Origin of the sequence: Streptomyces sp. HSW2009, assembly GCF_040240285.1 — a bacterium.
Lineage (GTDB): Bacteria > Actinomycetota > Actinomycetes > Streptomycetales > Streptomycetaceae > Streptomyces.
Genome location: NZ_JBEHZD010000033.1, coordinates 1 through 21,606 on the forward strand (window position 1 = coordinate 1; position 21,606 = coordinate 21,606).

A 21,606-nucleotide genomic window follows, 5' to 3' on the forward strand; every position below is an offset into this window, starting at 1 on the left:
AGATACGGGCCGATTGATGCGCGGCACCCGCCGTGTGGAGCGGGCGAGCTGCCACTCCGACGCGGCCCCGCCGCGCCCCCCCCCCCCCCCCCCGGGCCCCCCCCCGGCCCCCCCCCCCCCCCCCCCCCGCCCCCCCCCCCCCCCCCCCCCCCCCCCCCCCCCCCCCCCCCTTTCCACCCCCCCCCCCCCCCCACCCCCCCTCGGCGCCGGGCTGGGGGGCGCGGATATGTTTATAAGACACCGGCGGGCGGCTGCTCAACCACCAGATCGCCCGCCGCCCGCAGCGCGACGAAGACGCGTACCGGGTGGACGAGTTCATCGACCGGTACGTCTTCCCCGACGGCGAGCTGGCCCCGGTGGGGCGGACCGTCAGCCAACTGGAGGAGGCCGGGTTCGAGGTGCGGGACCTGGAGTCGATCCGGGAACACTACGCGCTGACGCTGCGCGCCTGGGTCGCCAACCTGGAGCGGAACTGGGCGCAAGCCGTCCGCGAGACCTCGGCCGGCCGGGCCAGGGTGTGGCGGCTGTACATGGCCGCGAGCGCGCTCTCCTTCGAGCGCAACCGCATCGGCGTCAACCAGGTGCTCGCCGTCCGCACCCCGCAGTCCGGCGCGTCGGGGCTGCCCCGGCGGACGCGTACGTGGGGATGACGAGGTGACGAGGGCCGGCTGACCCCGGGCCGGGGTGACCGCACCTGGGTGGCCGTGCCCGGGCGTACGGGGGAGCGGCCGGAGCGTACGGGGGAGTGACTGGCGCGTACGGGGGAGCGGGCGGCCGGCGCGTACGCGGGAGGAACGGGAACGGAAACGGGGCGGGGGGGGGGGGGGGGGGGGGGGGGGGGGGGGGGGGGGCCCCCCCCCCCCCCCCCCGGCCGCTGTGTCCCCTACCGATGGCCCGGTACCGGTGACTGCGTACCGATGGCCGTACTGCCGGCTACTCGGCCTTGATGGCGGCGAGCATGTTCAGCTTCGCCGCGCGGCGCGCCGGCCACAGGGCGGCCAGCACACCGACCAGCGCGGCGAGGATGATGAAGATGCCCATCCGGCCCCACGGCACGACCAGCTCGTACGTGCTCAGGCTCGGGGCGATCAGCTCGCCGGCGGCCCAGCCGAAGAAGACGCCGAGGCCGATGCCGAGCACACCGCCGAAGAGCGAGATGACCAGCGATTCGAGCCGCACCATCCGCTTGATGCCCTTGCGGTCCAGGCCGATCGCCCGCAGCATGCCGATCTCCTGCGACCGCTCGAAGACCGACATCGCCAGGGTGTTGACCACGCCGAGGACGGCGACGATCACGGCCATGGCCAGCAGCCCGTAGAGCATGTTCAGCATCAGGTTGATCAGCTTGGCTATGTCGTTGGAGACGTCGTCCATTGTCTGGACCTTGATCGCCGGGTTGTCGCCCAGCGCCTTCTCCAGCTTGTCCTGGGTGGCGTCGTCGACGCCGCCCTTGGTCTTCAGCATCACCTGGAAGTCGGCGATGTCCTCCACGTGCGGGGTGAGGGCGGCGTTGTCGACCATCACACCGGAGATGATCGCGTTGCCCTCGTACACGCCGCTGATGACCAGGCGGCCCTTCTTGCCGTCCTCGAAGGTCGTGTTGAGCGTGGAGCCGACCTTCCAGCCGCGGTCCTTGAGCAGGTCCTTGTCGACCACGACCCGCTCGCCACCGAGGTCCTTGAAGGAGCCCTGGGTGAACTTCAGGTTCGTCAGCGCGCCGATCGAGTCGCCGTTGACACCGGCCAGGTCGGTCTTCTTGCCGTCGATGCGCGACGGCGACAGGCGCAGCGGGCTGGACTTCTCGACCACGTCCAGCTTCTCCAGCTTCTGCCCCACCTCGGGCGCGAGCGGAGTCATGCTGGCCATGCTGACGATGTAGTCGGCCCGCAGGGAGTCCCGGGCCATCTTGTCGATCGCGTTCTGGATGCCGCCGGCGATCACGGTCAGACCGGTGATCAGGGTGAGGCCGATCATCAGCGCGGAGGCGGTGGCGGCGGTGCGGCGCGGGTTGCGCACCGCGTTCTGCCGGGCGAGCTTGCCGGGCATTCCGAAGATCCGCAGCACCGGCGACGCCGCCGCGATCAGCGGCCGGGAAAGCAGCGGCGTCAGCACGAACACGCCGATCAGCAGCAGTCCGGCACCCAGGCCCATCAGGCCCTTGCCGTCGTCCATGCCGGTCGCGGCCAGCACCATGGCGATGCCGACGCCGGAGAAGATCGCGCCGATGGTGTTGCGCACCACCAGGCCGCGGGTGGACGGCGGGGCGTGCACGCTGCTCATCGCGGCCACCGGCGGGATCTTCGCGGCGCGGCGGCCGGGCAGCCAGGCGGCCAGGACGGTCACCACGATGCCGACGAAGAGCGAGGCGCCGACCGTGGTCGGGTCGATGATCAGCGGGCCGTCGGGGACGGTGGCGCCCGTGGAGTTCAGCAGCGAGCGCAGCCCGGCGCCGATGCCGATACCGGCGAGCAGACCGGCGACCGCGGCCACCGCGCCCACCACCAGCGCCTCGATGAGCACCGAGCGGGTCACCTGGCGGCGGCTGGCGCCGACCGCGCGCAGTAGCGCCAGTTCCTTGGTGCGCTGGGAGACCAGCATGGTGAAGGTGTTGGCGATGATGAAGATGCCGACGAACAGGGCGATGCCGGCGAAGGCCAGCATGCCGGTCCGCATGCCGCTCATGCCGTTCTTGATCTCTTCGGCCTGGTCGTCCGCGAGCTTCTTGCCCGTGTCGGCCTCGGTCCGCTCCGGCAGCACCTTCTCGACCTGCGCCTTCAGCGCCTCCTGCGAGGTGCCGGGCTTGGCCGAGAGCTCGATGCCGGTGTACTTGCCCGGGTCCGCGTAGAGCCGCTGGGCGGTCTTGGTGTCGAACAGGGCGAGGCTGCCGCCGGCCGCGACGTTGCCGTCGTCGGTGGTGAAGATGCCGACGACCTTCTGCTGGAGGACGGGGCCGTCGACGGAGACCTTGATGCTGTCGCCGACCTCGTAGTCCGCGCGGTCGGCGGTCTTGCGGTCGAGCGCCACCTCACGCTCGTTGGCCGGGGCGCGCCCCTCCTTCATCGGGTAGCGGGCGTCCTTGCCGTCCTTGCCCGGGAAGTAGTTGGCACCGGCGGAGGAGAACCCGTCGCCGACGAGCTTGCCGTCCTTGTCGGGTATCGCGGCGAAGCCGCCCACGGTGCCGGTCGCCGACTTCGCGCCGGGCAGCTTCGTCACCTGGTCGAGCAGGGACTGGCTCAGGTCGGGCGCGTCGCCCGGCTTGCTCTTGTCGTCGTCGTTGTCGGGGCTGATGGCGACGTCGACGTGGTCGAACCCCTTCTCGGAGCTCTTCTGGTACGCGTCGGAGATGGTCGAGGTGAAGACCAGGGTGCCGGCGACGAACGCCACGCCGAGGAGGACGGCGAGGACGGTCATCAGCAGTCTGGCCTTGTGCGCGAGCACGTTGCGCAAGGCGGTACGGAACATGGTGTGTCAGTCCTGGGGAAGGAGGGCCGGTGGGCGGGGCGCGCCGGAACTAGCTGGTCCGGCCCTTGGCGTCGAAGCGCTTCATGCGGTCGAGCACGGCCTCGGCGGTCGGCCCGTGCAACTCGTCGACGATCTGGCCGTCGGCGAGGAAGACCACGCGGTCCGCGTAGCCCGCGGCCACCGGGTCGTGGGTGACCATCACGACGGTCTGGCCCAGCTCGCGCACCGAGTTCCGCAGGAAGCCCAGGACCTCGGCGCCGGAGCGCGAGTCGAGGTTTCCGGTGGGCTCGTCGGCGAACATGATCTCGGGCTTGCCGGCCAGCGCGCGGGCCACGGCCACGCGCTGCTGCTGGCCACCGGAGAGCTGGTTCGGACGGTGCTTGAGGCGGCCCGAGAGGCCGACCGTCTCCACGACCATGTCCAGCCACTGCTTGTCGGGCTTGCGGCCGGCGATGTCCATCGGCAGCGTGATGTTCTCCAGCGCGGTCAGCGTGGGCAGCAGGTTGAACGCCTGGAAGATGAAGCCGATCTTGTCGCGGCGGAGCTGGGTGAGCTTCTTGTCCTTCAGCGTCGTCAGCTCGACGTCGCCGATCCGGGCCGAGCCGCCGGAGACCGAGTCGAGCCCCGCCATGCAGTGCATGAGGGTCGACTTGCCGGAACCGGAGGGGCCCATGATCGCGGTGAACTCGGCCTGACGGAACTCGACGGTGACGCCGCCGAGGGCAACCACCTGGGTCTCGCCTTGGCCGTAGACCTTGCGGAGATCCGTTGCACGGGCGGCCACCGCGGTGCTGCGGGTGGCGGTGGGGGTGGTGGTCACGATCGAACTCCTGTCGGTGTGGTGCCTGGGGACTCCACCATCCTCACCCGAACATCGGCCCGCCGGATCAGCCCCAGCGCCCGTTCCCGCCGCGACTCACGAGGTACGTGGCGGACACCGACTCCTCCCCAAGGAGGAGAGGGACCCTGAGACCTCGGTCGGACACCGGCCCCGGACCGCCCTGGCGCGACCCCGCTCCCGGACCGCCCCGACCGGTCTGTCTGCTGGTCGGGCGGCGCCCGGGGGCCGGGTGCCGGTGCGCGACGGCCCCCGGAGCGGGACGCTCCGCAGCGAGTCGCCGGGGGCGGGAGGCGGTTCGTGTACGACGAGTGGCGTAGGGGGGGGCTTGCGCGGTGGGTCTCGTACGGTCAGCTTCGTGGGGTGGGCGGAGTGGGAGAGTCCGGTGGGGTGGCGGGCCCGGCGTGGCTGAGGTGTTCAGTGCCGAGTGCCCCCGGGTGCCCCCGGGTGCCGGTTGGGCGGTGCTCGGTGGGTTCGGTGGTTGGTGCGTTCAGTGGTTGGTGGTGGGTTTTGGGTGGTGTCGACTTCTGCTAATGCGGACGGTCGTGGTGCTCGGTCGCCGGCTCGGTGGCCGCGTTGGGCGGCCGGGGCGCGGCCGGCGAGCCGCGGGGACGTGTACCCGCCTGCGAGGGGTGTACCGGATGTGTGTTCGTCAATTTACTCAACACTGCGTCGAGTTTTCGTCAATTCGGTGTGACGGGCGTGACGTACCGGACCAACAGCCTTGATGGGCCACTGGCATGTGCCACTGGCTAGTTCCCCTCGCTGATGCTCCCTCAGTTGCCAATAAAATAAGACAACGGCGATCGACCGTTCAGCCGTTCGTGGCGCGTTCCCCGGCTAGGCTCGTCCTGCTCTCCTTGGGGGGAAAGCCGTACCCGGTATGTGCGGCGGCCGGAGTGCCCCTGCCCGGATGGTGGAATGCAGACACGGCGAGCTTAAACCTCGCTGGCCTACGGGCCGTGCCGGTTCAAGTCCGGCTCCGGGCACCACTCCGATCACCGGGTCTGACCTGCGGAAACGCCCTGGGCGGGGGCGGGGGTCCGGTCATCGCGGGTGCCTGCGTGGGCGCACGGCGCGAGGTGGCGGAAGTCGACCGGTCGACCTTGCTGTCCGATCGGGTGACGATGTTCGACCGCCCGCCGTCCCGCGACGAACACCGGGCCACCCGCCGCGCGACCGAGCCGATGCATGTCGCATGCACCTTCTGTTCGGGTTTGCCGGCGAAGAGTTGGCGCGTACCGCTCTCACCCGTACGACACATCAAGCGGAGATTCCGGCCCAGTTGGCCGGAAGTCTCGCCCTTTGCCTGATTTCTGATGCTTGCCCGGGGGATCGGGTGCCTTTGTGTGCATTGCCGGGGCGGAGTCACCGACCCGACACGGCCGGTTCCTACGCTTCGACTTCCGAACGCAGGCCCGCCGCTGCCCGGATGGCGCCCGCGCTCGCGAGCACCACCAGGGCGATGGCCGCCACGTCGGTCGGCGACAGGGCCTGGCCGAGGACGAGTTGACCGGCCAGCGCGGCCACCGCGGGCGCCAGGCTCATCAGCACCGAGAAGGTGGCCGGGGCGATCCGCCGCAGGGCCAGCAGCTCCAGCGTGTAGGGCAGGACGGAGGAGAGCAGCGCCACCGCTGCGCCGAGGCCGACGGTGACCGGGTCGAGCAGCGCGCCGCCCGCGTCGGCCACCCCGAACGGCAGGCTCAGCAGCGCACCGAAGGCCATCGCCAGCGCCAGCCCGTCGACGCCGGGGAAGCGGCTGCCGGTACGCGCCGACAGCAGGATGTACGCCGCCCACGCCGCACCGGCCGCGAGCGCGAAGCCGGCGCCCACGGGGTCGAGGCCGTCGAACCCGCCGCGGCCGAGCAGCGCCACGCCGGCCAGCGCGAGCCCCGCCCACAGCCACCGCCGGGCCCCACGCGCCGCGAGCACCGACAGCGTCAGCGGCCCGAGCACCTCCAGGGTCACCGCCGCGCCCAGCGGGATGCGGTCGATGGCCTGGTAGATCAGGGCGTTCATGCCGGCCAGCGCGGCGCCGAAGCCGGCGATCACGGCCCAGTCGGCGCGCCGGTGGCCCCGTACCGCGGGCCGGCAGACCACCAGCAGCACCAGGGCCGCCACGGTCAGCCGCAGCGTCACCACGCCGAGCGCCCCGGCGCGCGGGAACAGCGAGGCGGCCACCGCGGCCCCGAACTGCTGCGCGGCCAGCCCGCCGGCCACCAGCCCGAGCCCGACCAGCGACCCACCACCGGCGGCCCGGCGCCCCGACCCACCGGGCCGCATCCGCCCACCGGACCCGACTCGTCCACCGGCCGGTACGCGCCCATCGGGCCGCATCCGCCCACCGGGCCGTACGCGCCCACCGGCGAGGGCCCGCCCGGACGTCCCGCCGGACGCGTGGGGCGGGGCGCCGGACGGTGCCGGCTGTCCGGCGTACAGGTCGGTCATACCGTCCACGCTAGGCAGTCGGGCCGCGGCTGTGAAATGCGCGTTGAGCGGTGGTTATGCTTCCCGAGCATGACCGTGGAGCTGCGTCATCTACGCCACTTCCTCGCCATCGCCGAGGAAGGCAACCTCACCCGTGCCGCGGCCCGGCTGCACCTCAGCCAGTCCGCGCTCTCCCGGTCGCTGCGCCGGCTCGAAGTGCACCTCGGGGTGCGGCTCGCCGACCGTTCCACGCACCACCTGCGGCTCACCGAGGCCGGCCGGGCCCTGCACCTGCGGGCGGCCACCGCGATGGCCGCCGTGGACGCGGCGCTCACCCCCGGCCGGCTGGGCGGCTGGCCGCTGCGGCTCGGCCACGCCTGGGCCGCGCTCGGCGCGTACACCACCCCGCTGCTGCGCCGCTGGCACCACGAGCACCCGGACACGCTGCTCGAACTGCTGCGTGTCGACGACCGCACCGCCGGCCTCAGTACGGGCCAGGCCGATGTGGTGGTGTTGCGCGGCGCGCTGCCCGAGCCCGGGTTGCGCAGTGCGCACCTGTTGGACGAGGAACGGGTGGCCGCGGTGCCCGCCCCCCCCCCCCCCGGCCCCCGCCCCCCCCCGCCCCCCCCCGGCGGGGCCGGGGCCCGCGCCACGCCGGCCGCCCGGTCCAGGAGCGCGGTCGCCTGGCCGGGCGCGTCGAGCCGGAGGGCGAGGTCGGCCCGCAGCACCAGCGCGGCGAAGAGCTGCGGGGGAGTGGGCCGCGCCCCGCCGGCGTCCCCGGCCGCCGGCGCCGCCGCACCCGCCCCCTCCGCCAGCGCCCCCGCCTCGGACAGCGCCCGGTCCAGGACGCGGGCCGCATGCCGGTGGTCGCCCTTGGCGTCCCCAAGGAGCGCCGCAAGATGGAGAGCGCGGGCGAAGGTGCCGGTCGGGTACGGGGCGTGTGCGAGGCTCTCGCCGTTCGGCTGGCCGACGCGGAGGCAGTTTCCGCCGGGGTCGGTGACCAGGAACTGCCGTACCCCGTACGTGGTGTCGCGCAGCGGGCCGATCCGCGGCAGGCCCCGGGAGGGCACCCGCCCGTACGCCGCCTTGAGGCCGCTGCGGAACGCCCGGTGCAGCCCGTCCACGTCGTCGGTGTTGATCAGGCAGGTGCTGTACGAGGCGGCCGGGTCGTACCGGGACATGCCGAAGAAGTGCAGCCCGATGTCCCCGCGCTGGACCACCGCGTACGGGTTCGGCCGGGTCTGTTCGAAGGTCACGTCGAAGCCGAGTGCGCGGTAGAAGGCCAGGGTCTCCGGGATCGAGCGGCACGGGAGGATGGGCGTGGTCGTCTCCGTCATGCCGGCGAGCGTGGCAGCCGGAGGCTCGGCTAGTCAAACTTGAATAGCAGCCCTGCCCGTCTACCCTTGACCTTGTCAAGACGGGTGCGGGCCGGGGCGAGACGGAGTGACGGGCTGATGTCGGCGATGCGGTTGTTGGTGCTCGGGGCGGTGCGCCACCACGGGCGGGCGCACGGCTACATGGTGCGCAACGACCTGGAGTACTGGGGTGCGCACGACTGGGCCAACACCAAGCCGGGCTCGATCTACCACGCGCTCAAGCAGATGGCCAAGCAGGGCCTGTTGCTCGCGCACGACGTGGCGCCGAGCGTGGCGGGCGGCCCGCCCCGGGTGGAGTACGAGGTCACCGACGAGGGCGAGGAGGCGTTCTTCGCGCTGCTGCGGGAGTCGCTGAGCGACTGGAAGCCCAAGCTCGACCTGCTCAGCGCCGCCATCGGGTTCATCGTGGAGCTCCCCCGCGAGGAGGTCATCGCCCTGCTCAAGCAGCGGCTCGCCGGCCTTGAGGGCTGGCGCACCTCGGTGACCGAGTACTACACGCCGGCCGAGGGGCCCGCCTCGCTGGGGCACATCGGCGAGATCATGGAGCTGTGGGTGACGACCGCCGACGACGGTCTGGAGTGGACGCGCGGCCTGATCCAGCGGCTCGAAGCCGGTTCGTACGTCATGGCGGGTGAGGGCGAGACCTTCAAGGGCGTGCTCCCCGAGGGTGCCGAGAATCCGTACGCCACCGGCCCGCACCCGGGTGACGAGGCGGCGGGCGGTCCGCGCAAGGGCGATTAATCAAGTTTGACTAATGCCGGAGTCGGCGTTACCTTCTGCGCTCCTAGTCAAGTTTGACTAATGGGCTGCGGTGCGCTGGAACGGCGCAGCCCGTGGCGGGACGGCTGGAGGGGAAGGCATTGGCTGACCACGATCACGCGATCGTCGTCGAGGGCTTGCGGAAGGACTACGGCGCGCACCGGGCGCTGGACGGGCTCGACCTGCGCGTGGAGCGCGGCACCGTGCGCGGGGTGCTCGGCCCCAACGGGGCGGGCAAGACCACCTCGGTCCGCATCCTCGCGACGCTGCTGCGGCAGGACGGCGGGCGGGCCGAGGTGGCCGGCTTCGACGTGCTGCGGCAACCGGACGAGGTGCGGTACCGGATCGGACTGCTCGGGCAACATGCGGCGCTCGACGAAGAGTTGAGCGGTTGGCAGAACCTGGAGATGTTCGGCCGGCTCTACCACCTCGGGGCGAGGGGCGCGGCGCGGCGGGCGGACGAACTGCTCGCCCAGTTCGACCTGGCCGAGACGGGGCGGAAGGCCATCAAGCAGTACAGCGGCGGCATGCGGCGCCGGCTCGACCTCGCGGCGGGGCTCATCATGCGCCCCCAGGTGCTCTTCCTTGACGCGCCGACGACCGGGCTCGACCCGCGCGGCCGGCGCGAGGTGTGGAGCGCGGTCCGCTCGCTGGTCGGCGACGGCACGACGGTGCTGCTCACCACCCAGTACCTGGAGGAGGCGGACCAACTCGCCGACCTGATCACCGTCATCGACCAGGGCCGCGCCATCGCCGAGGGCACGGCCGACGAGTTGAAGACCGCGATCGGCGGCGACCGGATCGACGTGGTGCTGCACCGGGCGGACGACCTGTCGGCCGCCGCGGCCGTGGTGGCCCGCGCGGGCCCCGCGGCGGGCGGGGCGCCCGGCCCCCCCCCCCGGGCGGGGCCCCCCCCCGGGGGGGGGGGGCCCCCCCACAACTCCTGGGCGGCAGACGGCAGTTGGCCGCTGTCCGGCGGACCGGATCAGTCCGTGGGGCGACGCAGCCGCGCGACGAACTTGTACCGGTCGCCGCGGTAGACCGAGCGCACCCACTCGACCGGCTCGCCGCTGTCGTCGAGCGAGTGCCGGGAGAGCATGAGCATGGGCAGGCCCACGTCCGTGCCGAGCAGCCCCGCCTCGCGCGGCGTCGCCAGCGAGGTCTCGATGGTCTCCTCGGCCTCGGCCAGCCGCACGTCGTAGACCTCGGCCAGCGCCGTGTAGAGCGAGGCGTACTTGACCAGGCTGCGGCGCAGCGCGGGGAAGCGCTTGGCGGGCAGGTGGGTGGTCTCGATGGCCATCGGCTCGCCGCTGGCCAGCCGCAGCCGCTCGATGCGCAGCACCCGGCCGCCGGTGGTGATGTCGAGCAGCCCGGCGAGCCGGTCATCGGCCGTGACGTACCCGATGTCCAGCAGTTGGGACGTCGGCTCCAGTCCCTGGGCCTTCATGTCCTCGGTGTACGAGGTGAGTTGGAGCGCCTGGGAGACCTTCGGCTTGGCCACGAAGGTGCCCTTGCCCTGGATGCGCTCCAGCCGTCCTTCGACGACCAGTTCCTGGAGCGCCTGGCGCACGGTGGTGCGGGAGGTGTCGAACTCGGCGGCCAGGGTGCGCTCGGGCGGGACCGGGGTGCCCGGGGGCATGGTTTCGGTCATTTCCAGCAAGTGGCGCTTGAGTCGGTAGTACTTGGGAACGCGCGCGGTGCGCGTGGGGCTCGTGGGCGTCCCGTTGGCGTTGTCGATCGCGCCGGCGACGCTCTGTGTGATGTCCCCGTCGGTCCCCATGGCGTGACGTCCCGACTCCGATCCTGTTGCCGTCACCGGCTCCTCCGTTACTTCGGCTGGAGGTACGGGGGGTGTCCCCGGACAACGCAGCGCGGCTCACATCGTGGCATGGGCGGGCCCAATGGGGCCCTCATGAACGAGTGGGTAGGCCCCAGGTGTCGGTCCGATAACGGACCTGACAGCGACTCTTATACACCCTTGACACCCCTAAAGGTCTAGGCCAAGCTGCGGGAACTGGTCTAAACCATTAAAGACCAATTCCGGTTCTTTGAGGAGAGTGCTGTGAAGCGTGGGCTCATAGCGGCGACGGGTGTCGCGGCCATGTTGGTGAGCGTCGCGGCCTGTGGGTCATCGGACAGCGACGACAACAAAGGCAAAGGCAAGGACGGATGGAAGGGCGAGACCCTCACCGTCTGGGCCATGGATGGTTCTACCCCTGATGGTTGGTCCAAGGATGTGACCGCCGCCTTCGAAAAGAAGACCGGTGCCAAGCTGAAGTTTGAGATTCAGCAGTGGAACGGAATTCAGCAGAAGGTCACCACGGCACTCTCCGAGTCGAATCCGCCGGACGTCATCGAACTCGGCAACACGCAGACTCCCGCATACGCGCAGACCGAGGGCCTGGCCGACCTCTCGGACCTGAAGAAGGAGATCGGAGCCGACTGGACGGAGACCCTCAACAAGTCGTCCGTCTTCAACGAGAAGCAGTACGCCGCGCCGTGGTTCGGCGTGAGCCGCGTGGTCCTCTACAACAAGAAGATCTGGGCCGAGGCCGGCAACAAGGACATTCCCAAGACGCGTACCGAGTTCTTCAAGGCGCTCGACAACATCGAGAAGAAGACCGACGCCGAGCCCATCTACATGCCGGGCCAGAACTGGTACTTCTTCGACGGCCTCACCATTGGCACCGGTGCCGAGTTGGTGAAGAAGGACGGCGACAAGTACGTCTCCAACATGTCCGACCCCGCGGTCGGCAAGGCGATGGACATCTACAAGCAGTACGCCAAGTTCACCAAGGCGCCCAAGGACAAGGACGAGGCCACCCCGCAGCAGGCCGAGGTCTTCGCCGAGGGTAAGACCGGCGCGTTCATCGGTATGGGCTGGGAAGCCGCCACCGCCATCAAGGCCAACCCGAAGATTGAAAAGGACATCGGCTACTTCACCATCCCGGGTGAGACCGCCGAGAAGCCTGAGGGTGTCTTCCTCGGTGGCTCCAACCTCGCCGTCGCCGCGGGCAGCGACAAGCAGGAACTGGCCAAGGAATTCCTCCGCATCGCGCTCAGTGACAAGTTCGAGGGCCAGCTCGCCAAGGAAGGCGGCGTGATCCCGAACAAGGAGTCGCTCCAGAGCAACCTCAAGGGCAACCCGGCCGCCGAGGCCATGGCGCCGGCTTCCGTGGGTGGCACCACCCCGCTGATCCCCGAGTGGGCCGCGGTCGAGAACACCCCGAACCCGATCAAGACGTACATGACCGCCGTGCTCAACGGCAAGTCGCATGAGGAAGCCGCCAAGTCGGTTGAGGGCGAGCTCAACAAGCGGCTGAGCCAGGACCTCTAGCCGCTAGCCGCTAGATCAGCACGCGCACGCTGCCGGGGGATTGGGAGATGCCAACCCCCGGCAGCGCATCGACTACGTCCGGCCAGGAAGAGAAGACGAGCATGTCAGTGCAGACCGAACGTGCGGAGGCGGCGCCGGGAACTGCCGTCCGCAAGAGCGGAGGACCGCCGAACGGCGGACCCGACGCGAAACGGAAGGGGCTCAGAGGCAACCTCCTGCCGTACGTACTGCTGCTTCCCGCGCTAGCCGTGACCGCGGTGTTCCTCGGCTGGCCGATGGTGAAGAACGGCCTTCTGTCCTTCCAGAACATCAACCGGCGACAACTGATCCTCCGGCTCACCGAGTGGACCGGGATCGAGAACTACGAAGAGACCCTCAAGAGCGAAGAGTTCTGGCGCGTCGTCGGCCGTTCCATCGTGTTCACCGGCGTCAACGTCATCCTGATCATGGTGATCAGCACGCTGGTCGGCCTGCTGCTCGCCCGCCTCGGCAAGAAGATGCGGCTCACCCTCCAGGTCGCCCTGGTGCTCACCTGGGCCATGCCGATCATCGCCGCGACCACCGTCTACCAGTGGCTCTTCGCCCAGCGCTTCGGCGTCGTCAACTGGGTGCTGGACAAGCTGGGTTGGCACTCGATGGCCGACTACAACTGGATCGGCTCGCAGTTCTCCGCCTTCTTCGTCATCTCGCTGCTGATCGTGTGGCAGTCCGTACCGTTCGTGGCGCTCAGCCTGTACGCCGCGACCACCACGATCCCGAACGAGCTCTACGAGGCCGCCTCCCTGGACGGTGCCGGTGCCTGGAAGAGCTTCACCGCGGTCACCTTCCCCTTCATCAAGCCGTTCCTCTTCGCCACGACCTTCCTAGAGGTCATCTGGGTGTTCAAGGCACTTCCCCAGATCTACGCGATCAGCGGCGGCGCGCCTGACCGGCTCACCGAGACCCTGCCGGTCTACGCCTTCGTCGAGGGTGTCGGAAACCAACACTTCGGTATGGGCGCTGCGATCTCGCTGCTCACCATCCTGGTGCTGCTGGCCCTCACGTCGTACTACCTCCGCATCGTTCTGAAGCAAGAGAGGGACGAGCTGTGAAGCGTTCACTCCTCGGCCGCATCTGGCCCAACGCGACGGCGATCGTCCTGGTCATCGGGTTCGTCTTCCCCGTGTACTGGATGTTCAACACGGCCCTGAAGCCGACCGGTGACATCCTCAGCGAGGACCCCGTCTGGTTCCCGTCCTCGCTGACCTTCGAGCACTTCGACACGGCCGTCCACGCGCCCAACTTCTGGACGCTGGTGGGCAACTCCCTCACCGTCACCCTCTTGGCGGTGGGCCTGTCCCTGCTGATCGCGCTCTGTGCGTCCTTCGCCATCGCGCGGATGCGGTTCAAGGGCCGCCGGGGCGTCATCCTGGTGTTCATGATCGCGCAGATGGCCCCCTGGGAGGTCATGGTCATCGCGATCTACATGCTGGTGCGCGACGCCGACATGCTCAACAGCCTGGTCCCCCTCACCCTCTTCTACATGGTCATGGTGCTGCCGCTGACCATCCTGACCCTGCGGAACTACATCGCCGCGGTGCCCAAGGAACTCGAAGAGTCCGCCATGGTCGACGGCTGCTCCCGTACCCAGGCCTTCCGCAAGGTGATCTTCCCGCTGCTGGCGCCCGGTCTGATGGCCACCTCGCTGTTCGGCTTCATCACCGCGTGGAACGAGTTCCCGATGGTGCTGATCCTCAACAAGGAGGACCACGCCCAGACGCTGCCCGTGTGGCTCTACAGCTTCCAGAGCAACTTCGGCAACGACTGGGGCGCCACCATGGCCGCCGCCACACTGTTCGCCCTCCCGATCCTGATCCTCTTCCTCTTCCTCCAGCGCCGGGCCGTCGGTGGCCTGACGTCCGGCGCCGTCAAGGGATAAAGCGCCTCCACCGCAAGGGAAACACCGCACGATGACCACCAGCACCGCCTCCGCCCGCACCGACTCCCTCACCCGTGACGCCCTCGCCGTACTCCAGCCGGGATTCCACGGCACCACAGCCGCCCCCGACTGGCTGCTCCGCAAGATCGACGAGGGACTGGAGTCCGTCGCCCTCTTCGGCCGCAACATTCAGCGGCCGGAGCAGGTCGCCGCACTCACCGGGCAACTGCGGGCGGAGCGTGGTGACCTCCTGGTGGCCATCGACGAGGAGGGTGGCGACGTCACCCGCCTTGAGGTGAACGAAGGCTCCTCCTTCCCCGGCAACCTCGCCCTCGGTGCGGTGGACGACCCGGACCTCACCCGCGCCGTGGCGCAGGAGATCGGTCGCCGCCTCGCCGAGTGCGGGGTCAACCTCAACTGGGCGCCGTCCGCCGACGTCAACGCCAACCCCGACAACCCGGTCATCGGCGTACGCTCCTTCGGCGCCGCCCCCGACCTGGTCGCCCGGCACACCGCCGCCTATGTGGAAGGCATGCAGGCGGCCGGCGTGGCCACCAGCGTCAAGCACTTCCCGGGACACGGCGACACCGCCGTCGACTCCCACCACGACCTCCCTCGCATTGACGCTGACCGAACCGTCCTTGACACCCGCGACCTGGTGCCCTTCAGGGCCGCCGTCGCCGCGGGCACCAAGGCCGTGATGAGCGCGCACATCCTGGTGCCCGCCCTGGACCCCGATCGACCCGCCACCTTGAGTGCGGAGGCGCTCCACGGGCTGCTTCGCCGCCCCGTGGCCGACGGCGGCTTCGGCTTCGACGGGTTGATCATTAGCGACGCCATCGAGATGAAGGCCATCTCCGCGGCGTACGGTCTGGAGCGCGGCACCGTACTGGCCATCGCCGCCGGCGCCGATGCCATCTGCGTCGGTGGCGGCCTGGCCGACGAGGAGACCGTGCACAGGTTGCACGACGCCCTCGTACGGGCCGTACGCGCCGGCGAGCTGAAGGAGGAGCGGCTCGCCGACGCCGCGGCCCGGGTCCGCGCCCTGGGTGCTTGGGCCCGCCTGGGCACCCAGGGCACGGGATCGGCCGCGGCCCCGACGGCCCCGACCCGCCAACCGGTCCCCGCGGCCCCCGAGATCGGCCTCGCCGCCGCACGCCGCGCCGTCCACCTGACCGTCGGCGAACAGGGCTTCACCCCGCTCACGGGTCCCGCCTACGTCGCCGCCTTCACCCCGGTGGCCAGCATCGCCGTCGGCGACGACACGCCGTGGGGCGTCGCGGCCGAACTCGCCCGGCTGCTCCCCGGCACCGAAACCGAGAGCCTCAACCACGCGCGGGTGACGGGCGATGGTGTGCCCGACACGATCGCGCGGGTGTGCGCGACGGCAGGGGATCGCCCCATCGTCGCTGTCGTCCGCGATGTCCACCGACACGGGTGGATGACCGACGCCCTCGCGGCCCTGGTCGCCGCGCGCCCCGACACGGTCGTCGTCGAGATGGGCGTACCCCAGGCCAAGCCCATCGGCGCGCTACACATCGCCACCCACGGCGCCGCCCGCGTCTGCGGCCTCGCCGCAGCAGAAGCCATCACCGGCAGCACGCCCACCCAGTAACCCGATCCACTCACTCACCTACCTCTCGCCGATCCGCCCCACCACGGGACAGCGGGCGCTGGTGCACCGGTGCACCAGCGGCGCTGGCTCCCCGGTCGTACGGGGCGCGGTGGGAGTGCGGTGGGTGTGGTTCGCCCGTCTCCCTTGCTCCGGTGCCGGCCTCGGCGCCGGAGCAAGGTGCGTTATGGGAGGGAGCCCGCGGAGTATCGAGGGGCGACCGGGGTGGGTGGACCTCCGCACCCCCCACGGCCCCGGCGCGTGACACCGCCCCACTGAACCCCTGGCGCGCCGGCTCGTTGGACCCGCATCTCGTTGGACCAATGACTCACTGAACCACTGGAAGAACCGACGGTCGACGGCCGAGACCGCAGCGAGCGCCCGACGGCCTTACAGCAGCGCACCCCCCGTCGCATCGATCCAGTGGCCGGTGACCCAGCGGCTGTCGGACGAGGCCAGAAAGCCCACGATGTCCGCCACGTCATCAGGCTTGGCCACCCGCTTCAGCGGGGACGCCTCGGTGACGCTCGCCCAGGCATCCGCGTCGTCCCGCAGCCAGGAGGCGTTCATATCGGTGTCCACCACACCGGGCGAGACCGCGTTCACCGTTATCCCGCGGGGGCCCAACTCCTTGGCCAAGGTGGTGGTGAGGACGTCGATGGCGCCCTTGGACATGGAGTAGGCGATCAGATTCGCTTCTGCGCCACCCCGCGTCAGCGACGTCGAGATGTTGATGATCCGGCCCCCGTCGCGCAGCCGCGGCAGTGCGAGCTTGGTGATGAAGAACGGCGCCCGCGTGTTCACCGCGAAGACCTGGTCGAACCCCTCCCGGGTCACACCGGCGATGGGCTGCTGCGACTCCACGATGCCCGCGTTGTTGACCAGGACGTCCAGCGCGTCCGCGTGCTCGTCGAAGGCGGCCCACAAGGTCTCGGCATCGTCCGGCACGCCCAACTCGGCGCGCACCGCGAACGCCTCGCCGCCCGCCGCCTCGATCGCGGCGACCGTCTCCTTGGCGGCCGTCTCGTTCCGCCCGTAGTGCACCGCCACTCGGGCGCCGTCCCGCGCCAGCCGCTCCGAGATCTCCCGCCCGATGCCCCGGCTACCCCCGGTGACCAGGGCCGTCTTGCCATTGAGCGCGCCCATGGCTACGCCCCCCTCTTTCTGTAGGAGTCGATACAGAAGAACCGTAGCACATTGCGTAGTGACCGCTATAGAATGTGTCCATGGCTACCACGAATGAGGGAAGCGAAGGGGCGGTGAGGCGCGGCAGACCCCGCTCCTTCGACCGGGACGCGGCGCTGCGGGCCGCGACCATAGAGTTCTGGGACCGCGGTTACGAGGCGGTGTCCATCGCCGACCTGACCCGGGTCATGGGAGTCAAGGCGCCGAGTCTGTACGCGGCCTTCGGCGACAAGAAGACCCTCTTCGAAGAGGCGATCGAGGCGTATGTGCGCGAGTTCGGCGGCTTCATCGACCGGGCCCTGGAAGAGGAGCCGACCGCGCGCCAGGGCGTGGCCCGCATGCTCCACGAGGCCGCGACCTGGCACACGCTGCCCGGCTATCCCCGTGGCTGCATGCTGATCAGCGCGGCGGTCAACTGCACCGTCCAGTCCGCGGAGGTCGCGCAGGACCTTGCGGAACGGCGCCGGGAGGGCGTCACGGCGCTGGAGCGACGCATCGCCGCGGACGTCGCCGCGGAGATACTGCCGCCCAGTACCGACGTGCACGGCCTCGCCGTCTACGCCACGACAGTGCTGCACGGGATGGCCCAGCAGGCCAGGGACGGCGCCGACCAGGAGACCCTGGAGACCGTGGCGCGTACGGCGATGCTGGCCTGGCCGCAGCAGGACGACGGCGCGGCGCCCGAGCAGGGGAAGATACGGGCCGATTGATGCGCGGCACCCGCCGTGTGGAGCGGGCGAGCTGCCACTCCGACGCGGCCCCGACGCGCCCCACCCCGCCCCACCGTGCCGCCGCGCGGCCCAGCCACGCCCCGCCCCGCGGCACCGAAGCCTGCCCGCACCCGGCCCCACCGCGAACCCACGGGGCAACCCCCGACAACGGCGGTCTCGGGGCCCCGGGTTCCCGCTGGGGAAGTTTCAGCTTCCGCCGCCCCTCACCTTCTCCGTGAGCGAGCCCGTCGATGCCTGCTTCTCCGGTTGTCGACCCCTCAGAGAGAGGCATTTCATGATCATTCGTAGCTTCGAGTCGCGTGACCTCCCTCGGCTGATCGAGCTCACCACCGAGACCTTCGGGCCGTTCTACGAGGACTCCTTCCGGCCCCTGGTCGGCGAAGTCGTCTTCACCCGGCAGCACGGCCAGTGGCGCGAGGACTACGGCACCCTTCTCGCCACACTTCATGCTCCGGAGCACAACAAGTACGTCGCGGTCGCGGACCTCGACGGAGAGATAGTCGGCTATGTGGGCTGTGAGATCGACCCTGCCCGCGAGCGCGGGACCATCAGCATCCTCGCTGTTGATGCGCACCGCCGGCGCGACCACCTGGCAACCGATCTGTGTGAGCACGCCTTCAGTTACCTGCGGGCCCACGGAGCCGTGTACGCCGAAATCGGAACCGGCGGCGACGATTTTCATGCCCCGGCCCGAGCGCTGTACGAAAGCCTCGGGTGCATCAAGCTGCCCGTAGCCGTCTACTTCCGCGAGCTGTAGGCCCGCCCCTGACCGAGGAAGCGGGGAAGCCCGGCCGTTTCGTGGTCGGGGGAGAGGCCGCACCAGGGCGGCATGCCCCGTACGAGCGCCGCATTGTGCCTGGTGGGAGAGGTGTAAAGACACCCGCGGGCCGCGGCGCCAGGGCGGGACCCTCAACCCGCCCGGCACCGCAGCCCGGAGTTGCATCGGCCGGTTCGGCCGACCTGAGGCTCCAGCGCGGTCAGGGCAGAGAGCGCCGCGAACCTCGGTCCACTCTCCTGTGCGGGGAGAGTGGAGGTCGTTGTAGAACCATTGTGGACTAGACCATTCATCGCTGTCTACGGCTCGGCGCTGACTGGCTGGGGAGGGCCCCAGGTAGGCTCGCGACGTGCCCTCCATGAACGATCTCGTACGTCAGCACACCGCTCTGGACGATTCCGACCTTGAGTGGCTCCACCTGCTGGTTTCCGAGTGGCAGTTGCTCTCCGACCTGTCCTTCGCCGACCTGGTGCTGTGGGTTCCGACGCTGGACGGGACGCGCTACGTGTCGGTCGCGCAGATGCGGCCCAACACCGGCCCCACCTCGTACCAGGACGACATGGTGGGACATCTCGTCCCCCGAGGTCGCCGCCCGATGCTCGACGCGGCGCTCGACGAGGGGCGGATCGTCCGCGAGGGGGACCCGGAGTGGCGCGAGGAGGTGCCGGTCCGGGTGGAGTCGATCCCGGTCCGCCGCGACGGCCGGGTGCTCGGCGTCATCGCGCGCAACACCAACCTGCTCACCGTGCGCACCCCGAGCCGGCTGGAGCTCACCTACCTCCAGAGCGCGTCCGACCTGGCGCAGATGATCGCCGCCGGGGCCTTCCCGTTCCCCGGCCAGCAGGTCGACATGGATGCCTCACCACGCGCGGGCGACGGCCTGATCAGGCTCGATGCGGACGGCGTCGTACAGTACGCGAGCCCCAACGCGCTCTCCGCCTACCATCGGCTGGGCCTCGCGGCCGACCTCGGCGCCCACCACCTGGGACGTACCACCGCCGAACTCGCCCCGGCCCGCGGCCCGGTGGACGAGGCGCTGGTCAAGCTCGCCAGCGGGTGGGCGCCGCGGGAGTTCGAGGTGGAGGGCGACGAAGGGGTGATCCAACTCCGGGCCATCCCGCTCAAGCCGAAGGGCACCCACATCGGCTCCCTCGTCCTGCTGCGCGACGTCACCGAACTGCGGCGCAGGGAACGGGAGCTGATCACCAAGGACGCGACCATCCGCGAGATCCACCACCGGGTGAAGAACAACCTCCAGACCGTCGCCGCACTGCTGCGCCTCCAGGCCCGCCGCATGGACTCCGAACAGGGCCGCGAGGCGCTCAACGAGGCGGTCCGCCGGGTCGGGTCGATCGCCATCGTCCACGAGACGCTGTCCCAGAACCTGGACGAGCGCGTGGAGTTCGACGAGATCGCCGATCGCGTGCTCGCGATGGTGGCCGAGATCGCGCCGGGCACGGTGGCGGGTCGGCGCACCGGTAGGTTCGGCATCCTCGACGCCGAGGTGGCCACGCCGCTGTCCATGGTGCTCACCGAGGTCCTACAGAACGCCCTGGAACACGGCTTCGGCCCGGGAGAGCAGGGCACCGTGGAGGTCAGCGCGGTGCGCGGCGGCACCAGGTCGGACGGCCGGCTGCTGGTCACCGTGCAGGACGACGGGCGCGGGCTGCCCGCCGACTTCGACCCGCACACGGCGGGAAACCTGGGTCTCCAGATCGTCCGCACCCTGGTGGAGGGGGAGTTGGGCGGCACGTTCACCATGCTCCCCGCGCCCGCCGGCGGCACCCGGGTCGTACTCGACCTGCCGGTACGCGCCGAAAAGGGCTGACGGCGCGGGAATCCCTGATCGGCTGGGCCGGCGTTCGGTCCTGCCCGAGGAGTACCCGCGGCCCCAGCCGGCGAGGATCGGCTCGGGTGCGCCGATAGCCGCTCGCTTGTTGCGTACGGCCCCTTTCGGCTTCGGCTCGCTTCGACGTCGATCCGCATCAGCGTCGACTCGCTTCGACCTCCGTCCGCTGCGACTTCGAAGGGACGGAGTCACGCGCGCAGTGGCAATGCGGCATTTCCCGTGTTCGGAACGCGATTGCACTGATCGCTGTGGTCAACGGTGTTTACCGGTGTTTCGACCATCTCCCTGGTGAGAGGCGTGCGCAGCGCCTTACCCACAGCGGGAATTGACGTCGCATCAGCCATCGTCGCCTATTCGTTATGCGCGACGCCCCCGATGGCGGGCCCAACAACCGGACGGGGAAGGGGAAATGCCCCGCGGCCGATCTCTTCGCGGTGGCGCGCGGTCGGATCGATATCTGACCGTTGCCTTCTCGGGTCACTCGATCGAGGGACGCGGGGCGAACTGTTCGGGCGGCGCGACGCCGCGGACAGGGACCGGCGAGGCCGTTGGGACCGTACCGGCGGGCCCGCTCACGCTCCGGGAGGCGGCCCTTCGGCTCGCCCGTGCGACATCCGCAAGGTCGTCGCGCGTGCTCACAGGGCGCCCCGTGCGGGGCCGGTTTCGGCGTGCGGACCGGCGTGGGGCGCGGCGTCGTGTGGGCACAGCACTGAGCCCCGCACCCATCTGGCCCGGGGCTCAAAGCTCACGTTGCTGTGGGGGCACCGCCCTTGGCACCTCCCGGCCGTGTGGCCGGGGGCGGAGCCTGGCAGAGCATCGGGGGTACTGCGCGCTGCGGCTCGGGGGCCGAGGGGCTGCTGGTCAGGCGCTGGCGTTGCGCGCCCGGTTGCGAGCGGCGCGGCGCTTCATTGCGCGGCGCTCGTCCTCGCTGAGGCCACCCCAGACGCCGGAGTCCTGGCCGGACTCAAGCGCCCACTGCAGGCACTGCTCCATGACGGGGCAGCGGCGGCAGACGGCCTTGGCTTCCTCGATCTGCAGCAGCGCAGGACCGGTGTTGCCGATGGGGAAGAACAGCTCGGGGTCTTCCTCGCGGCAAACGGCGTTGTGACGCCAGTCCATGGCTGCTCCATCTCCTCGTATTGCGGGTTCATTGCTTGTGAATGTGAACGCTTTCACGAATCCCCCCGCAATGGAAGGGCCGCCGCCCAGTTGCCCGGTGCGGACCTAAAGTCATAAGGAGGGGGATTCGGGCTCTCAAGGGGGCCCGTGTGCGGCCGTCCCGATCGCCATGAAGAGACTCGCAAACCTCGGCGACGGATACAACCCCTTCCGGAAAG

General features: G+C 70.3%; 17 protein-coding genes, 1 tRNA gene and 3 pseudogenes. 13 read left to right on the forward strand and 8 right to left on the reverse strand.

Annotated features, from left to right (window positions below):
- Positions 1-241: hypothetical protein (locus AAHZ94_RS04605; RefSeq protein ID WP_349990722.1), on the reverse strand; the 241-nt coding region annotated here is incomplete at its 3' end.
- Between the two features lies 1 nt (position 242).
- On the opposite strand from AAHZ94_RS04605, the pseudogene AAHZ94_RS04610 reads away from it, so the two are divergent.
- Both AAHZ94_RS04610 and AAHZ94_RS04615 read left to right on the forward strand, forming a co-directional pair.
- Positions 243-650 (forward strand): annotated as a pseudogene (locus tag AAHZ94_RS04610) (class I SAM-dependent methyltransferase); the annotation flags it as partial.
- Positions 651-745: 95 nt separating this feature from the next.
- Entirely contained in the window at positions 746-907 is a 162-nt protein-coding gene (locus AAHZ94_RS04615) for a hypothetical protein (protein ID WP_349990724.1), read from the forward strand.
- Between the two features lie 26 nt (positions 908-933).
- On the opposite strand, the gene AAHZ94_RS04620 is transcribed toward AAHZ94_RS04615, so the two are convergent.
- Together AAHZ94_RS04620 and AAHZ94_RS04625 are read right to left on the reverse strand one after the other, a co-directional pair.
- Positions 934-3,462 (reverse strand): ABC transporter permease, encoded by a 2,529-nt coding sequence (locus AAHZ94_RS04620; RefSeq protein WP_349990725.1) that lies wholly within the window; start codon positions 3,460-3,462, stop codon positions 934-936.
- Between the two features lie 49 nt (positions 3,463-3,511).
- The gene (locus tag AAHZ94_RS04625) at positions 3,512-4,282 is read right to left on the reverse strand and encodes an ABC transporter ATP-binding protein (RefSeq protein ID WP_349990727.1); all 771 of its coding nucleotides are present in this window, start codon (positions 4,280-4,282) and stop codon (positions 3,512-3,514) included.
- A 925-nt stretch (positions 4,283-5,207) separates the two neighbouring features.
- On the opposite strand from AAHZ94_RS04625, the gene AAHZ94_RS04630 reads away from it, so the two are divergent.
- Positions 5,208-5,292 (forward strand) — tRNA-Leu (locus AAHZ94_RS04630).
- A gap of 400 nt (positions 5,293-5,692) precedes the next feature.
- Here AAHZ94_RS04630 and AAHZ94_RS04635 read toward each other — a convergent pair.
- Positions 5,693-6,637, reverse strand: a complete 945-nt coding sequence (locus AAHZ94_RS04635; RefSeq protein WP_502964577.1) for an EamA family transporter — start codon at positions 6,635-6,637, stop codon at positions 5,693-5,695.
- Between the two features lie 180 nt (positions 6,638-6,817).
- Here AAHZ94_RS04635 and AAHZ94_RS04640 point away from each other — a divergent pair.
- Positions 6,818-7,258: pseudogene (locus tag AAHZ94_RS04640) on the forward strand (LysR family transcriptional regulator); the annotation flags it as partial.
- A 179-nt stretch (positions 7,259-7,437) separates the two neighbouring features.
- Here AAHZ94_RS04640 and AAHZ94_RS36335 read toward each other — a convergent pair.
- Positions 7,438-8,064, reverse strand: a pseudogene (locus AAHZ94_RS36335) (bleomycin resistance protein); the annotation flags it as partial.
- Positions 8,065-8,181: 117 nt separating this feature from the next.
- On the opposite strand from AAHZ94_RS36335, the gene AAHZ94_RS04650 reads away from it, so the two are divergent.
- Together AAHZ94_RS04650 and AAHZ94_RS04655 are read left to right on the forward strand one after the other, a co-directional pair.
- Entirely contained in the window at positions 8,182-8,844 is a 663-nt protein-coding gene (locus AAHZ94_RS04650) for a PadR family transcriptional regulator (protein ID WP_349990729.1), read from the forward strand.
- A 119-nt stretch (positions 8,845-8,963) separates the two neighbouring features.
- The gene (locus AAHZ94_RS04655) at positions 8,964-9,902 is read left to right on the forward strand and encodes an ATP-binding cassette domain-containing protein (RefSeq protein ID WP_349990731.1); all 939 of its coding nucleotides are present in this window, start codon (positions 8,964-8,966) and stop codon (positions 9,900-9,902) included.
- Here AAHZ94_RS04655 and AAHZ94_RS04660 read toward each other — a convergent pair.
- Positions 9,848-10,642, reverse strand: a complete 795-nt coding sequence (locus tag AAHZ94_RS04660) for a GntR family transcriptional regulator (RefSeq protein WP_349990733.1) — start codon at positions 10,640-10,642, stop codon at positions 9,848-9,850. The genes AAHZ94_RS04655 and AAHZ94_RS04660 overlap by 55 nt on opposite strands.
- A 282-nt stretch (positions 10,643-10,924) precedes the next feature.
- Here AAHZ94_RS04660 and AAHZ94_RS04665 point away from each other — a divergent pair, with 282 nt between their 5' ends.
- From AAHZ94_RS04665 to AAHZ94_RS04680, 4 genes are all read left to right on the forward strand, one after another.
- A complete protein-coding gene (locus tag AAHZ94_RS04665) occupies positions 10,925-12,199 on the forward strand; it encodes an extracellular solute-binding protein (RefSeq protein ID WP_349990734.1) in 1,275 nt (424 codons plus the stop codon).
- Between the two features lie 101 nt (positions 12,200-12,300).
- Positions 12,301-13,290: a carbohydrate ABC transporter permease gene (locus AAHZ94_RS04670; RefSeq protein WP_349990736.1), complete on the forward strand. Its 990-nt coding sequence runs from the start codon at positions 12,301-12,303 to the stop codon at positions 13,288-13,290.
- Complete coding sequence (locus AAHZ94_RS04675; protein ID WP_349990737.1) at positions 13,287-14,117, forward strand: carbohydrate ABC transporter permease; 831 nt, start codon at positions 13,287-13,289, stop codon at positions 14,115-14,117. Before AAHZ94_RS04670 ends, AAHZ94_RS04675 begins: the two co-directional genes overlap by 4 nt.
- Before the next feature lie 31 nt (positions 14,118-14,148).
- Positions 14,149-15,732 (forward strand): glycoside hydrolase family 3 protein, encoded by a 1,584-nt coding sequence (locus AAHZ94_RS04680; protein WP_349990739.1) that lies wholly within the window; start codon positions 14,149-14,151, stop codon positions 15,730-15,732.
- Positions 15,733-16,119: 387 nt separating this feature from the next.
- Here the strand turns inward: AAHZ94_RS04680 and AAHZ94_RS04685 are convergent, their stop codons facing one another.
- Positions 16,120-16,875: a glucose 1-dehydrogenase gene (locus tag AAHZ94_RS04685; RefSeq protein ID WP_349990740.1), complete on the reverse strand. Its 756-nt coding sequence runs from the start codon at positions 16,873-16,875 to the stop codon at positions 16,120-16,122.
- An 80-nt stretch (positions 16,876-16,955) separates the two neighbouring features.
- Here AAHZ94_RS04685 and AAHZ94_RS04690 point away from each other — a divergent pair, with 80 nt between their 5' ends.
- The 3 genes from AAHZ94_RS04690 to AAHZ94_RS04700 all read left to right on the forward strand — a co-directional run bounded on the left by AAHZ94_RS04690 (position 16,956) and on the right by AAHZ94_RS04700 (position 20,248).
- Entirely contained in the window at positions 16,956-17,624 is a 669-nt protein-coding gene (locus AAHZ94_RS04690; protein WP_349990742.1) for a TetR/AcrR family transcriptional regulator, read from the forward strand.
- A gap of 295 nt (positions 17,625-17,919) precedes the next feature.
- Positions 17,920-18,402: a GNAT family N-acetyltransferase gene (locus AAHZ94_RS04695; protein ID WP_349990743.1), complete on the forward strand. Its 483-nt coding sequence runs from the start codon at positions 17,920-17,922 to the stop codon at positions 18,400-18,402.
- A 376-nt stretch (positions 18,403-18,778) separates the two neighbouring features.
- Complete coding sequence (locus AAHZ94_RS04700; protein WP_349990758.1) at positions 18,779-20,248, forward strand: sensor histidine kinase; 1,470 nt, start codon at positions 18,779-18,781, stop codon at positions 20,246-20,248.
- An 882-nt stretch (positions 20,249-21,130) separates the two neighbouring features.
- On the opposite strand, the gene AAHZ94_RS04705 is transcribed toward AAHZ94_RS04700, so the two are convergent.
- Positions 21,131-21,388 carry a WhiB family transcriptional regulator gene (locus AAHZ94_RS04705; protein ID WP_003953983.1) on the reverse strand — a complete coding sequence of 86 codons (258 nt, stop codon included), beginning with the start codon at positions 21,386-21,388 and terminating at the stop codon, positions 21,131-21,133.
- Positions 21,389-21,606: the final 218 nt, after the last annotated feature.